General features: G+C 59.1%; 11 protein-coding genes and 1 pseudogene. 8 read left to right on the top strand and 4 right to left on the bottom strand.

What is annotated here, in order from left to right:
• Positions 1-17 precede the first annotated feature (17 nt).
• Together JW799_RS03025 and JW799_RS29175 are read left to right on the top strand one after the other, a co-directional pair.
• Positions 18-698 (top strand): tetratricopeptide repeat protein, encoded by a 681-nt coding sequence (locus JW799_RS03025; RefSeq protein ID WP_205428626.1) that lies wholly within the window; start codon positions 18-20, stop codon positions 696-698.
• Positions 699-756: 58 nt separating this feature from the next.
• Positions 757-1,980 carry an RluA family pseudouridine synthase gene (locus JW799_RS29175; RefSeq protein ID WP_275901432.1) on the top strand — a complete coding sequence of 408 codons (1,224 nt, stop codon included), beginning with the start codon at positions 757-759 and terminating at the stop codon, positions 1,978-1,980.
• 49 nt (positions 1,981-2,029) lie between these two features.
• Here the strand turns inward: JW799_RS29175 and JW799_RS03015 are convergent, their stop codons facing one another.
• From JW799_RS03015 to JW799_RS03005, 3 genes are all read right to left on the bottom strand, one after another.
• The gene (locus tag JW799_RS03015; protein WP_080835999.1) at positions 2,030-2,422 is read right to left on the bottom strand and encodes a PilZ domain-containing protein; all 393 of its coding nucleotides are present in this window, start codon (positions 2,420-2,422) and stop codon (positions 2,030-2,032) included.
• An 82-nt stretch (positions 2,423-2,504) separates the two neighbouring features.
• Positions 2,505-3,818, bottom strand: coding sequence for a hypothetical protein (locus JW799_RS03010; RefSeq protein WP_205428625.1), 1,314 nt, complete (start codon positions 3,816-3,818; stop codon positions 2,505-2,507).
• Entirely contained in the window at positions 3,808-4,989 is a 1,182-nt protein-coding gene (locus tag JW799_RS03005; protein ID WP_080836002.1) for a glycosyltransferase family 4 protein, read from the bottom strand. The genes JW799_RS03010 and JW799_RS03005 overlap by 11 nt, the downstream gene beginning before the upstream one ends.
• Positions 4,990-5,158: 169 nt before the next feature.
• Between JW799_RS03005 and JW799_RS03000 the strand changes: the two genes are divergently transcribed.
• From JW799_RS03000 to JW799_RS02975, 6 genes and pseudogenes are all read left to right on the top strand, one after another.
• A complete protein-coding gene (locus tag JW799_RS03000; RefSeq protein ID WP_205428624.1) occupies positions 5,159-5,524 on the top strand; it encodes a hypothetical protein in 366 nt (121 codons plus the stop codon).
• A gap of 264 nt (positions 5,525-5,788) precedes the next feature.
• Positions 5,789-6,283: a cation:proton antiporter regulatory subunit gene (locus JW799_RS02995; protein WP_080836006.1), complete on the top strand. Its 495-nt coding sequence runs from the start codon at positions 5,789-5,791 to the stop codon at positions 6,281-6,283.
• A 6-nt stretch (positions 6,284-6,289) separates the two neighbouring features.
• Positions 6,290-7,515, top strand: a pseudogene (locus tag JW799_RS02990) (cation:proton antiporter).
• Positions 7,516-7,544: 29 nt separating this feature from the next.
• Positions 7,545-8,381 carry a YitT family protein gene (locus JW799_RS02985; protein ID WP_080836008.1) on the top strand — a complete coding sequence of 279 codons (837 nt, stop codon included), beginning with the start codon at positions 7,545-7,547 and terminating at the stop codon, positions 8,379-8,381.
• Between the two features lie 105 nt (positions 8,382-8,486).
• Positions 8,487-8,990 carry a hypothetical protein gene (locus tag JW799_RS02980; RefSeq protein ID WP_080836010.1) on the top strand — a complete coding sequence of 168 codons (504 nt, stop codon included), beginning with the start codon at positions 8,487-8,489 and terminating at the stop codon, positions 8,988-8,990.
• Between the two features lie 885 nt (positions 8,991-9,875).
• Positions 9,876-12,959 carry a PA14 domain-containing protein gene (locus JW799_RS02975; protein ID WP_338026210.1) on the top strand — a complete coding sequence of 1,028 codons (3,084 nt, stop codon included), beginning with the start codon at positions 9,876-9,878 and terminating at the stop codon, positions 12,957-12,959.
• A 182-nt stretch (positions 12,960-13,141) separates the two neighbouring features.
• Here JW799_RS02975 and JW799_RS02970 read toward each other — a convergent pair whose 3' ends face one another.
• Positions 13,142-14,386, bottom strand: coding sequence for an IS110 family RNA-guided transposase (locus JW799_RS02970; protein ID WP_205428623.1), 1,245 nt, complete (start codon positions 14,384-14,386; stop codon positions 13,142-13,144).
• Positions 14,387-14,529: the final 143 nt, after the last annotated feature.

Genomic DNA, 14,529 nt, shown 5'->3' with positions numbered 1-14,529 from the left:
GGGAGGAAAAAGACGAAATGAAAACTTTTTTTCTTTTCGGTTTGCTGTGGGCGCTGCTGGGCAATCCATTCGTGGCGCTGCTCGTCCTGTTGATCGTTCTCTATTTTTTGGAGCGGCGCTTCATCGGCTTGACGCCGAGTCTCGTCCGCCCGTTCCGCCGCCGCAGCGCCGCCGCGAAGCTGAAGCGGCAGCTGGCGGTCAATCCGCATGACGTTTCCGCCAAATCCGAGCTCGCGCACCTGCATATCGAGGCGAAAAAGTTCCGCGAAGCCCGCGAGGTGCTGCTCGGCATCGAGCGCCAAATGGAACATTCGGCGGAGTATTGGAGCGATTTGGGACTTGCCGAGCTCGGACTCGGCCAAATCGAGCAAGGGGAAAAGGCGATGCTGAAGGCGCTGGACATCAGCCCCCGCGTTAAATACGGGCTGCCTTATTTGCGGCTTGCGGAAGCGTACGCGGACCGGGACGCGGAAAAAGCGCTGGATTATTTGCGCCAGTTCCAGGAAATTCATTCGTCCTCCTGCGAAGCCTACTTTCGGCTGGGAACCGTCTATGCGAGGCTTGGCCGGGAGGAGCAAGCCCGCCAGGCGAACCGGGAATGCCTGGATATTTACCGTACGCTGCCCAAATACATGAAACGCAGGGAACGGAAATGGGCGCTTCGAAGCTGGCTGCGGAATCGGCAAGGCGCAATTTGACAATTGCGTTCCCTTCCCGTATATTTTGTGCGAAACCGGCGATCGGAGTGGATAAAACATGAGCGGATCCGGCAGGAACCGGCAGCGAAATCAAGAACGGAATCACAGAACGGACAGGGCGGGCGCAAGAACCGCGAAGGCCGGCGGCGGGAAGCCGGGGGCAAAAGCGTCCGCGGCGGCGGGCCGGGGAGCCGGGTCCGGCAGCCGGCGGGCTGAAACGGGCGGCAAAATCGCCCGCGCGGGAGGCAGATCGGCCGCGGCGGGGGCGAGGTTCGCCGAAGCGCGCGGCAGAACCGCCGGCGCCGGCAGGTCCGCCGCGGCCGGCGGCAAATTTGCCGCGACGGTCGGCGGCGGCGCGGCGGCAAGCGGCCGCAGGCTCCCCGCCGGCGCGGCGGCGGGCGCGCCGCCGAAGCTGGGAAGACGGCGGGGCGATTGGGTGGACGTCAAGCTTCCGGACGGAGCCGCAGGCGCGCCGCTGCCGCAGGCCATGAAGCTTACGCCGCTTCCGCCGAAGCTCATCGCGAAGCTGCTTCAGTCCAAGGGCGCGCAGCTGCAGGGATCGACGCTCCGGCTGCAGCTGTTTCCGGACGAAGAGCGGGATTTTCCGCCGGACTGGATGGAGCTGAACGTGTTGTACGAAGACGACTTTACGCTCGTCGTGAACAAGCCGTCCGGCATCGAGGTGCATCCGAGCGAGAAGGGGCAGCGTCGGACGCTTGCCCACGCGGTATCGTCCTATTACGAAATGTCGAACCAGAACGTCAGAATCCGGCATATCCACCGTATCGACAAGGAAACGACGGGACCGGTTCTCTACGCGAAGAACGAATTCGCCCACTACCAGTACGACAAGGCGATGCGGGAGAAAAAGATCGAGCGGATTTATTTGGCTTTGGCGGAAGGCGTCATCGCCCAGGACAAGGGGAAAATCGACAAGCCGATCGGGCAGGACCGCCATCATTCCACGCGGAGAAGGGTAAGCGAAACGGGAGATCCGGCGGTTACGCATTACGAGGTGGTGGAGAGATTCGGGGACCACACGCTTGTCCGGCTGCGGCTGGAAACGGGCAGGACGCATCAGATTCGCGTCCATCTGTCGGCCATCGGCCACCCGCTGGCCGGAGACGGCTTGTACGGCGGCAAACGCGGCCTCATTTCCCGGCAGGCGCTGCACGGGGAGCGGCTTCTCTGGTTCCATCCGTGGACCGGGGAGAAGCTGTCCGTAAGCGCGCCGCTGCCGGACGATTTCGGGGAAGCGCTCAAACGGCTTCGCGAGCGGTGAACGAACGAGGGTGTCCGGGAGCGCGATTTCCGCTGCCGGCCCCCTCGGGTCAAACGTGGGCCAATTTGGCTTCTTCCGCCTGCTGATGCTTGAGCTTCGCGAATGCTTTCAACTCGTCGGTGATTTCCTGCCGATGAGCATCGTCGAAGCGGACGCCGTACTGGTAGTCGTGAGCCCTCCGTTCCTCCCAGACGAGCGTTCCGCGCAATTCGAGGGTCCGGGTCAGGTTCAGCGACAGCACGATTTTGCATTCGTTATGGGAAAGCCGGAAATTCAACGCGGTTTCGAGTTTGCCGCCGCCTTGGCTGAGGTCCAGCATAGTGGCTTCGGCTTGTTTGCCGCTTGCAACGCGATTTCCGTTGATCTCGTACGGCCGAATCAAGCAAGGCTGTCCGGGATGGAATGCGTAGCGAAACGGCTCGTTTCTTCTGGACATCGTCATGTATGTCTACCTCCGGCGGCGAAAATCTCGCTTTTTTTTCCAGTGTATCTCCCCCCTCTGAACAAATTCTAAACATTCCCGATCAACGCGGGGCGCACAGCGCCTCGGTCATCAAATACGAAAGCGCGGCCTCGGCGCCGCAGTTCATGTTGGGCCCGTTTTTTTGCAGGCCGTCGCAGCACGATCCGTCCCGGGGATCGACCATTTGCACCCGCAAATCGTTCCCCCCGAAAAACCAGTCGAGACAGCGGTTGCGCAGCTGCCGCAGCGTCGCGATAAACTCGCCGATTTCGGCGACCGTTCCTTCCAATCCGGCCAAGCCGCCCATATCGCCAGGCGCCGCCAGGACGGCTTCGGACGCGGTCTTGCCGGCCGAAGCGGCGGATCCGATCGCGGGGCGAGCCGCCGCCAGCGCGCCGGTCTCCCGGCGCCGGCCGCTCCCGCCGTTGGCGAGATCCGGCGAAACGACGAGGAAGACGCCGTCTTTCCGCGCCGCTTCCAGCGCCGTCGCCGCTTCCTCGAAAGCGAGCGCGAGCTTGAAGATTTCCAGCGGCTGCTGGTCCCAGCGGCTCGCAACCTCGCGGGTTCGCCACTGCTCGTTCCCGATCGGCCTGAACCATCCGCCTTCGGTCGTCATCGCCTGCTGCAGGAAGGACAGGCTGTCGAGTCCGACCTCCAGCGCTTCGGTTCGCCGCGTGACGCGGTACGCCCGGAGCAGCGCCCACGGGAGAACGCCGTTGCCGTAGGTCATGATCGGCTCGAACCAATGCCAGTCGCCGCGCGACCCTTCCCGGTATGCGTCGAGCAGCAGCTCCTCCAGGCGAAACAGATGGTCGCGGAGCTCCTCCCGCCAGCCGTCCGGCAGAACGATCATTCCGAGCCGGGCGGCATCGAGCAGCTCGGCGCACGCGGCGAGGGCGAACGCCCGCCCGCGCAGCGAACCGATCCGGCCGATCGTCCCCATCGCCTGTTGAAGCATGACGAAGGCCGTTTCCCTCTGGCCGGCTTCGAGCCGGACCCAGGCGACAGCGCATCCGTACAGGGATCGGCCCTGGCAATCGTGGGATGCCGACTCCGGTTCCGGAATCCGGGTATAGGCGACGTTGTTGTGAAACCATCCGTCTTCGCGCTGGCTCCAGAGCAGGAAGGCCAGGTAAACGTCGGCAAGCGAAGCCAGCTGTTCCCGCTCGCCGGGAGCGAGCCGCTCCGCGCGTTCCGGAGCCAGCCACTCGGATACCGCCCACAGCGCGCGCGCGTTGTCGTCGGTCGTATAGCCTTCCTTGCGTCTCGGAATGCGTCCGAGCGCATGCTCGAGCAACCCGGTGTCGTCCGTCAAACGGCGCAGATGACGGAAGGAGGGCGCACCGGGCCGCCGATAAGCGGCATTAGCCGACATCCGCCATGCTCCAGGACGTTTTCGCCGCCACGCGCTCGAGCAGCCCCAGGTACTGCGCTCCTACCTGGGGCCACTGCATGCTGCTGCCGATGTCGGCCATCCATTTTTCGCAATGGGCGAGCAGCTCGGGATACGTAAACAGCTCGATGATTTTTCCGCTCCAGGCTTCCGTGTCTCCATAGGGAAGCAGGAGTCCCTCGTAGCCCTGCACAAGATCCTTCGCGTAGCTGTACGGGGTGCTCAAAATCGGGCGCCCGAGGCCGGCGGCGTAAGCGAGCGTTCCGCTCGTAATCTGCTGCAAGCCGGGATACGGCGTAACGTAGAGGTCGCAAGCGGAAATGAGCGCCGTCAGCTCGTCTTCCGGCAAATAGCGGTTGATCATCCGCACATGATGCGTCAGGCCGAGCTGCTCGACGAGCGAGGACAGCTCCTCCCGGTACGCTTCGCCCTCGCGCTTGCGGACCTCGGGATGCGTCTGGCCGGCGATGATATAGAGAAGGTCGGGGACGGCCTTCACCGCTTGGGCAACCGCCCGCAAAAGCGATTCCACGCCTTTGCTCCGGCTGAGCAGGCCGAATTGGAACAGCACCTTGCGATTTTCCCATCCGTATTTCAGGCGCGTCGACTTTTGTTCTTTCCGGTCCGGAACCGGGCTCCCGTGCGGAATAAAGGAGATTTTGTCCAACGGAATGTCGAAGCTGTCGTGGAGATAACCGATGGCCCTGCGGTTCATGACATGGATATGCTCGCTTCGGGCCGCGATTTTCGCCTGAACCGAAGCGTAAGGCTCGCTCGGATGCTCGAACACGGTATGGAAAGTGGTGACGACCGGCTTTTTAACCCGCTCCAGAAATTCCAGCACGTACGCCCCCGCCTCGCCGCCGAAAATGCCGAATTCATGCTGAAGCGATAAAATCCGAATGGGGCTGCGATTGACGATATCGGCCATTTCGACGTAATCCGCGGGTTCGTGCCGCCGCAGCGGAAAATGAAATTGTTCGTCGTAAAGGCCCGCTTCCTCCGGATCGCACAGGGCGATGACGGGATCGGGCGAGGAGGCGTTTTTGACCGCACCCACCGCTTCCCTTAGATGATGGGTGTAGGTGGCCAAACCGCATTTTTTCGGCACGTAAGTGCTGACATAACCGATTTGAAGCGCCTGGTTGCTCATTGCACACCTCCGAAGCGCGGCTGCAAACCGCTTGATGTAAAATGGATACGGCTAAAACGCCGGGAATATGATAAAAATAGGGTGACCGGGTTTGGCCCGAAAGCCCGTCTTGTGGTATCCTTGACTTATCGGTTGATGCAAATCTTGAGCGGACGAGGAGGTGAGCGAAATGACACGGACAAAACAGACCCGCTCGACGACGAAATGGCTGCTGCTGTTTTTTATGCTTTTTTTGTCGATTCCCTTCATCCCGTTTCCCGAGTCCGAAAGCTTGATAAGCGAGAACAACCGCGTGACGATGGGGCAGCTGATGGTTTCCAACTCGAACGCCGTCGGAGCTTCGCAAACGTCCTTCGCGAAGAAAGCGTTGGCGGCCGCGGGCGCTTTGCTCGTCCTGCTGTTCAGACTCGTCAAGCCCGAGCGCGCAATCGATCGCCCGAGGGTTTGTTTGTCGTACGCGTATCCCGCGATTTCCCTCCGTCTTAAACGGCTTTATTTAATTCCTCTTAAATTTACTTCCAATTTCGTGTCTTGATTTTTAACCCCCTTTTCAAATATTCGATTTGCGTTGGCGCTCGCTTTGATTTCAAACGAAGCGCGATTTTAAGGCATTCTCCATTTCGAAGTTTTCGCAACGTAGGTGCGTTCGTTTTTTTTCGGCACGGCCGTACGCTTGTTTTCGCGTACCCATTTAAGCCGATAAGCGGCCGGAGCACCGATGAGAAGGGCGCGGAAACGGCGGCGCGGCCGTTCTGTGCTCGCCAAACCTAAAAAATGAATATAGTGGAGGTTTCAAACCATGAACATTCGCGAATCCGAGCTTCCCGCAATCGGAAGAAAGTTCCAAATGGTTGCGGACAGCGGAGACAAGCTGGTCATTATCGTTCACGACGACGGGCGAAGGGAGATTTACCACTTCGATCACGACGATCCGGACGACTCCATCTCCATGGTTACGCTGACGGACGAGGAGTCTCGCCAGGTGGCCGGCATTATCGGTGGCCTCTCGTACAAGCCGAAATCGCTGGAAAATATCGAGATGGCTTTCGACGAGCTCGTGATCGAGTGGTACAAACTGGAGCCCGCGAGCAAATGCGTCGGCAAAACGATCGGCGAATTGAACATCCGCAAAAATTCCGGCGTCACCGTCATCGCGGTCGTGGCCAAAAACCAGCAAAAACAAACGAACCCCGGCCCCGATTACGTGCTGACCCCGGAAGCGACCATCGTCGTCATGGGCGAGAGACATCAGCAGAAAAAGTTCAAGGAAATTCTCGCGAACGGGGGCGGCTAAATGGATCTGACGCACATCGTACTCGAAATCGGAATCGCCATCGCCCTGGTTGCGGCGGTAGGTCTGCTGGCCACCAAACTAAGGTTTTCGGTCATTCCGTTTTACATTTTGATCGGGATGGCCGTCGGCCCGCACGCCTTTCATTGGGGCCACTTCGACTTGCGCTTTATTAACAGCGCCCCGCTGATCGAAGTCATGGGGCGGATCGGCGTCCTGTTCCTGTTGTTCTATCTCGGACTCGAGTTTTCCGTCGGCCGGCTGATCAAAGCGGGGAAAAGCATCGTCGTCGGCGGAAGCATTTATATCGCGATCAATTTCACGCTCGGACTGGCATTCGGTTTCGCGATGGGCTTTCCGCTCAAGGAAGTGCTGATCATCGCGGGGGTCACGACGATTTCTTCGTCCGCGATCGTGGCGAAGGTGCTCGTCGATTTGAAGCGGACGGCCAATCCGGAAACCGAAATGATTCTGGGCATCATCATGTTCGAAGACGTGTTTCTCGCCGTCTATTTATCGATTCTCTCCGGTCTCGTGCTGAGCGGTTCGGCTTCGCTCGGCGGCGTTCTGGTGTCGGCAGGCATCGCGCTCGGATTCATGCTGGCGCTGCTCATCATCGGAAGAAAAGCCGTTCCGCTGCTGAACAAGGCGCTGAATATCCGTTCCAACGAAGTGTTTTTGCTCATTATTTTCGCGGTATTGTTTATCGTGGCCGGTTTTTCCGAAACGCTGCACGTGGCGGAAGCGATCGGGGCGCTGCTGGTCGGTCTCGTGCTGGCGGAAACGGTGCACAGGCAGCGGATCGAGCATTTGATCGTGCCGTTTCGCGACTTTTTCGGCGCGTTGTTTTTCTTCAGCTTCGGGCTGTCGATCGATCCGGCGACGCTGATCGAAGGCAGGACGATCGTGCTTGCGGTCGGAGCCGTGATCGTTACGCTGATCGGGAATTTCGCCGCGGGCATGCTGGCCGGGCGGTCCGCCGGACTGTCGCCCAAATCTTCGACCAACATCGGGCTTACGATCGTATCCCGCGGCGAATTTTCGATTATCGTCGCCAACCTGGGCAAAGCGGGGGATTAATGGCGATCCTGCAGCCTTTTGCCGCACTCTACGTATTGATTCTGGCCGTACTCGGCCCGCTTTTGACGAAAGAAACGAAGGCGATCTACAAGCTTCTCGACAAAGTGTTTCATTTCAGCAAAAGGAGTGTAAAGGAAAACAGCCCCTCCGGCTGAGAACGATATAAAGGAAGGGGTCAGGCTGCATGATGAAACGTTTCGCGGTTCCGTCTTCCGAAGGATCGGTCCGAAAATGGACGGGAGTTGCGGCGGGCGCCATTCTGGCATCGGTCGGGTTGGAACTGTTTCTCATGCCGCACCGGATGGTCGTGGGCGGATTGACCGGAATGTCGGCTTTATTTTCCCATTTTACCGGTATGCGGCTCGGCTTGTTTCTGTTTTTGTTCAATCTTCCTTTCGTGCTGCTGGGCTATCGGAAAGTCGTCAAGCGCTTCGGCCCCTCGGCGGTTTTCTCCATTTTGCTTTTTTCCGCGGGGGTGTTTTTGCTTCATCCGGCTCCGGTGCTGACCGTCAATCCGATGCTGGCGTCGATCGCGGGCGGCTCGTGCCTCGGGATCGGGATCGGCTGGGTGATCCGGTACGGAGGATTCCTGGACTTGTCGGACTATTTTCTCGAACGTTTTTCCCGCAACTGGACGGTGTACGCTTTGTACGGCTTCAACGCGCTGCTGCTGCTTTGCACGGGATGGCTGATCGGGTGGGCGGAGGCGTTTCATTCCCTTGTCGCATACGCGTTGGCGTTTTGGGGAATGGGCGTCGGCTTCAAAAGCTCCCCGATGACGCGGACGCTGTGGATTGCCAGCAGCCGGAGCGATGAAATCGGAGACGCCCTGCTTAAAGGATTGAACCGCAAAGTGACGAAATTGCCGGACAAAAGCAGCCGCATTGCCGCCGCTTCGCCGGTCGTGCTGTGCACCGTCCATCGCCTGGAGGAGACCCGCGCCAGGGCGCTCGTCCACCGGATCGATCCCGAAGCCGTAATCGGCACCGCGCCGCGAAAACCTTTTTCGATCGGGCGATGACGCCGTCCCGAATGGGGAACGCTAGGCAGGATAACAAATGGGTTTGCGGGACCGGATCTCGAATCGATCGCGGTTCTCGCAAGCGCCGCGAGGAGGAGACGCCAGATGGCAACGACAATCGGCATTTTCGATCGGGAGCAGCAGGTGATGGACGCAGTGGAGCGGTTTCGCGCGGCCGGCAGGGACGAAGCGCAGGTAAGGGTTATTGTCAAAAATGCGGAAAACTCGCCGCTGCTAAGCGGGGGGCTGACCGTTCCGATGGAAGAAGCGGTCGGCATCCGGGGCGAAGAGGAGCGCAGGGACGGCGTCGGAGCCGGCTATGCCGAGGAAGACGCCGGCGTTCCGACCGCGGCCTTTGTCGGAACCCTGCAAGGAGGCGGCTCGTCCGGCAATGCGGCCGCGTTTCCGGTTCTCGGGTTTTTGAACTGGAACCGGGACGAGCCGGGATTCGACGCAACGCTGGAGCGCATGGGCATCCCGGCGGACTGGGCGGACCGGTGCGCCGAAGCGATCGACGAGGGCAAAATGCTGCTGGTGGCGGACGGCGGTTCCGTCGAACGGAACGACGCCTTGTTCAGGCAGGCGGGAGCGGCCGACGTCCTCTACTAAAAAAACGTCCCCGGCGCGAGGCAAGCGTTTCGCGGCGGGGACGTTTTTTTTTGCGCGATTCGGAAAGTTCAAGTTTCTAAAACGGCATGCTCTGTCCTTCAGGACGACGAAGTTTGGTTGGGTGGTCGATGGAGGCGGAAAGCCTGCAGAGGAAACCGATGTCGGCGAGACAACCTGCTTTGGGCATCGCTTAAGCGGCGGAATACCCGTGTCCGGAAACTTATGTTGGATTTTATCCAATCGGAGAAGCGAAAAACGCGGAAAATCCAACCTAGAGTGGATTTTATCCAACGAGGAGCGGCGATTTCGGTCGGAATGGACAAAATGGCCTCGCTCGATTGGACAAAATCCAACCAAGCCCGAGGGCTTCGCGAAAAAACCGGATTTGATTGGACAAAATCCACTGTAGATAAGCCGCACCGCGCTCCTCGATGCGATCTCCCTCTCCGTTCGGGTTGATATCGTCCGCAAATCCGGCCGAACGGGCAAAAAATGTCCGACCCGCAGCGTGCAACCGAGAAGGAGAATGAGAGCCGGGTTTCCTGGAACGGTACGGATGCCGTCGATAGGGGATAAAAAGCCGTTGGCAGGGGACGGAAGCCGCCGATAGGGAATAGTTGCTGCTGAGCGAAGGGGATATCGGGACTAGCGGCTCATTTCCCGAACAATGTCTGCAAACGAGAGACGGAATCAAAAAGCTGCGCGGAAACGCAAAACGAACGAGACCGGGAACGGTCTTTTCGTTCTGCGTTTTTTTGTCGTTCTATGAAGTTTAACAAAAAGATAACGTTGCGTTAATAGAGCATGAATTGAAGAGCGGCGTCTACAAAACTATGCTTACTCATTGTAACGATTCATTACATCACAACCGGGAGGGAACGCAAAGTGAAAAAATTATCCGCGCGGACCAGCCGTTTGCTGGCTGCCGTCATGCTGTGGACTTCCGTTTGCTCGGGCTACTATTTCGCGCAGGCGGCGGAAAGCGGACCGGCGGGAGCCGAGACGGCTGCGGAAACGGCCGCGAGCGGGCAAACCCTGGAAACGGCCGGAAACGAACCGGCTGTCGAGCTGGCCGCGAGCGCGATTGCCGGAAAGGATCAAGGCTTGCTGGGCGAGTATTACGCCGGAACGGAGACGTTCGATTTCGGCGAACATAAAGCGACGGTCATCGATACGCAGATCAACTTCTCGAATCTCGAAGAGCCGCTGCAAACGTGGACAGGCCGTTCGGACGACGCCAACGTACGGTGGACGGGCCGAATCACGCCGCCCGAGACCGGCGAATATACGTTTTATATGATCGGAGACAACGGCTTCCGGCTCTGGATCGACGGACAATTGGTCATTGACCATTGGGTGAACGATTGGGACGTCGAGCAGACGAGCGCGCCCGTTGCCCTCGAAGGCGGGAAGAAGTACGACTTCAAGGTCGAGTACTTCGAAGACTACGGCGGATCGAACCTGTATTTGCGGTGGTCCACGCCGACGCTCGCCAAAGAGATCGTGCCCGCCTCGGCCTTCACCCTGCCGGCGTCCTACAACGGCCCGGTGGCGGCAAGCGCGGCGGCGGACGGACTTAGCGTCACGATGACGACCTATGCCGATCTGGGAACGCTGCCGGACGGACTGAAGGATCATTTGGCCGTGACGGCAAACGGTTCGCCGATCGCGCTGGAAAGCGTCGAGCCGGGCAGCGCTCCGTCCGAGCTGAAGCTCCATCTGGAGACGGCGGTCAGGACGGGCCAACTGCTGAACGTTACATACGACGGACAAGCCGGCCTGCTGCAGGCGGACGGCACGCCGGTGGCGGCCTTCCGGTTCAGCCCGGTCAACCTGTCGAACGAAACGGAACCGGTAGACTATTCCCCGATCGCGATCGCGATGTCGTTTAACGGCAGTCCGAAGACGAACCGCGCGTTCGCCTGGTATACGCGGTACGACCGGCCGGACAGGGCGCCGGCCAACATCATGGACAGCATCGTCGAGATCGTGCCGGCCGACGCCGAGTTCGGCTCGCCGCAGACGAAGCGTTTCGTCGGCAAGCCGGAGGAGACGCAGGCACTGACGCTGCGGATCACCGGCTCCGCTACCGGCTCTTTTATCAGCCACAAGGTGCTGGCCGAGGGCCTGACGCCGGGCACGGCTTACAAGTACCGGGTCGGCAGCGACGGCAATTGGAGCGAGACCGGGACGTTCACGACCGAGGCCGACAGCGAGACGTCGTACGATTTTCTTTATTTGACGGACTCCCAGGGCTCGAACACGCACGATTATGAAGTGTGGGCGGAAACGTTAGGGAACGCCGTGGCCGACTACCCGGACGCCAAGTTTTTGTTGATGACGGGCGACCAGGTGGATGCCGGAGCGCTGGAATCCCAGTGGCTTGACTACTTCGGCAAACCGCAGCACTTGCTGATGGATCTCCCGCTGATGGCGCTGATCGGCAATCATGAAGGGCCTTATAACTCCAATTTTTCTTATCATTTCAATTACCCGACCGGTGCGATCGACGACGAGCTTCCCGAGGGCACCGTGTACTCCTTCGACTACGGCGATGCGCACTTCATGGTCCTCAATACGATGGATATCGGCTGGGACGACCGGCAGAAAGAGTCGTTCAGGCAGCAGATCGAATGGTTGAAGAGGGAAGTGGCGGAGACCGACAAAAAGTGGAAGGTCGTCGCGATTCATAAAGCGATCTATTCGCTGGGCGGACATTCGCTGGACGCCGACATTTTGGAGCTGCGCAAAACGCTTTACCCTATCTTCGACGAGCTTGGAATCGATGTCGTCCTTCAGGGCCACGACCATACGTACATGCGCTCGCACCAGATGTACGGCGACAAGCCGGTCGAAAGCGTCGAGACGGACGAAAACGGCAACGCGCTGAACCCGGACGGCACGCTGTACATGATCAACAATGCGTCCGGGACCAAGTTTTACGATTTGAAAAACGGCGTCGACCGGTACTATGCGGCGGTATACGAGCAGCCGTACAAGGCGATTTACTCGGGCATCCGGATGACGGAGGACAGCTTCACGATCGAATCGTACAGATCGGGCGAAGAACAACCGTTCGATACGTATACGATCGTCCGGACGGACGGGCGGCCTGAGCCGGTTCAAGGGCTGTCGGTATCGGAAACGGAAGACGGCAAGCCGGAATTGTCGTGGACGAAACCCGCGGATTCGGCCGAGAACGATGCGGTTCGGGGCTTCCGGATTTACGAGACGAGCGGAAGGCTGGGCGCGAATTGGAGCGCCTTCGTGCCGGCTGCGGAGGGCGCGGCCGACTATCGCTTCACGATCGAGGGAACGAACGAAGTGACGACCTACCGATTCGCGGTGACGGCGGTAGACGAACGCGACAACTCGGCTCCCGCCACGGTCGAATGGACGGGCAGCGGAATCGCCGCGCCGACGGCTCCGGTCGTGGACGACGGCCGCAACACGTTCGGCTGGACGAACGTGCCGGGCTACGCCGATTTGTCCGACTACGAATTCAGCACGGACGGCGGCGCGACGTGGTCGCCCGTGACGGCAAACCCGCAGCCGATCGGAGACGGGCTTTACGCGGCGGGCGACGTGCGGGTGCGCGTCGCGGCCAGCGAAGCCGAAGGAAGGCCGGCGGGCGCGAGCCTTGCCTCAGACAAGCCTTACACGCTGAACGGAGCGCGAGACGTTTACCAAATCAAGGGCGAGCTTGCCCGGGGAGAGCGGCTCAAACTGGATGCGACGGTCGAAAAGCTCGAGGAATACGACGGAGAGGCCTATGCCGTCTTCCAACTGCTCAAGGGGGACACGCCCCAATTGATCAATGCCGTGCCGATCCCGCGCGACGAGCTGAGCGTAACCCAATATTTTGACGTCAGCGGGACCGAATACAGCGTCAAGGTGTTCGTGCTGAACCGGTTCGACAACGATCCGAGCGTGCCGGATCAGCTGGCCAGGGCGCAGGTGTACCGGTGATGGACGGAACGAGAGTCCAGCGGTATGATGTCAAGTCCTGAAATCGAATGAACTGGAAAATTTCTTGGCATTCAAGTGTTTCAGTCGAGAAAAAAGGGCACATCAAATCAAACCCAGTTGAAAATCAAGGTATTTACCAGATTTTAACTGGGAATCCGTCGAGGACTCTGGCAAAGGAGGCGTCAATCCTTCGCAGTCGTCACCTTCCTTCGAGGCGTATAGAGTTGGTCGTTGCGTAGCAGCACATCGACCAGACGCACGAGTTTTCTTGCCGTTAAGACGAGGGCGCGTTTGTGTTGGTGCTTGGGCACTTCCCTGTATTTCTTTCGGTAGTACTCGCCGAATTCCACATCGTGGTTCTTTACCGAGTTGGCAGCTTCAACCAGGTAATAGCGAAGGAATCGGTTGCCGGATTTAATGCGTTTGGTGTCTTCGGCCTCAAATGGGCCGGACTGATGCTTACGCCATGTGAGGCCCGCGTACTTGGCCACGGCGGCTTGATCGCTAAATCGTTCAATGTCGCCGATTTCGGCGATAATGCCGGCGGCGTACACGCGGTCGATACCGGGAACCGAGCGTAAGCATTTGGAGCTGGGCATCCCATCGAGAATTCGTTCAATGGCCTTGTCCAAATCCTTAAGCTGGGTCTGGATGCTCCGAATCGCTTGGATGGACGCACCAAGCACCAGATCGATGGAATCTTCGACGACCTTGGAGAGCCTGTACGAGGCTCTGGCCGCCTTCTGAATGCAGCGGGCGACGTTCTCCGGATCGGGAAAGCGATTCTTGCCCTTGTCTCGCAAGTAATCGGCCAGATCGACGACTTCCATGGTGGCGATATCGTCAAGGCTGTACTTCTCAGAGAGCATCTCCAGAATGGCATGGCCGAACACAGAGCTCTCGACTTCGGTCGTGAAGGCGTTGCACTTGTAAAACAGGTTTTGCAGGAAGTACTGTTTCTCTCGCGTGAGATTATGAATGAGATGAAAACGCATGCGCGTCAAGCGCTGGAGTGCGACGTACTGCTCCTGCAAAACGATGGTGGTCGTCAGGCGGCCGAAACGAAGACGATCTGCGATAATCCAGGCATCGAGGCGATCGGTCTTGTCCAGATCCGGGTATGCTTCTCGAAATTTGCTGATGAGCTTTGGGTTAATGGTGAAGACCTTAGCCTTCCGTTTTTGAAGCGCCGGATCCTGATGCATGTACATGGCAGGATGCCAGCTGTACACCGAGGTCGCCTCAAGCCCGATGTGAATTTCGGAAGACGACTGCTTGTCCGCCATGGCGACGATACGATCCCGCAGGTGCGATGCCCCCTGCAAATCGTTCTTCACTTTAAGCGTCTCAAGCTTGTCGCCGTCAGGGTTCATGAAACACGCTTCCAGTTCTTGCGAACTGACGTCAATACCGACAAACAGCTTCAAGTGGAATTCCTCCTTTCGATAGGGAATTCAGGGAACGGACTCTCCGGGATGCCTCCGGCGCACTCGCAGATCAATCACCCTCGCCTATGAGAACACACTTCGGGCCATGAGCTGCCCCGAATCTGCTAGTGCCGGGCATGGGT

Source organism: Cohnella algarum, assembly GCF_016937515.1.
Classification (GTDB): domain Bacteria; phylum Bacillota; class Bacilli; order Paenibacillales; family Paenibacillaceae; genus Cohnella; species Cohnella algarum.
The sequence above is the reverse complement of the archived record's forward strand: the minus strand, read 5'-3'. Positions and strand labels throughout refer to the sequence as shown.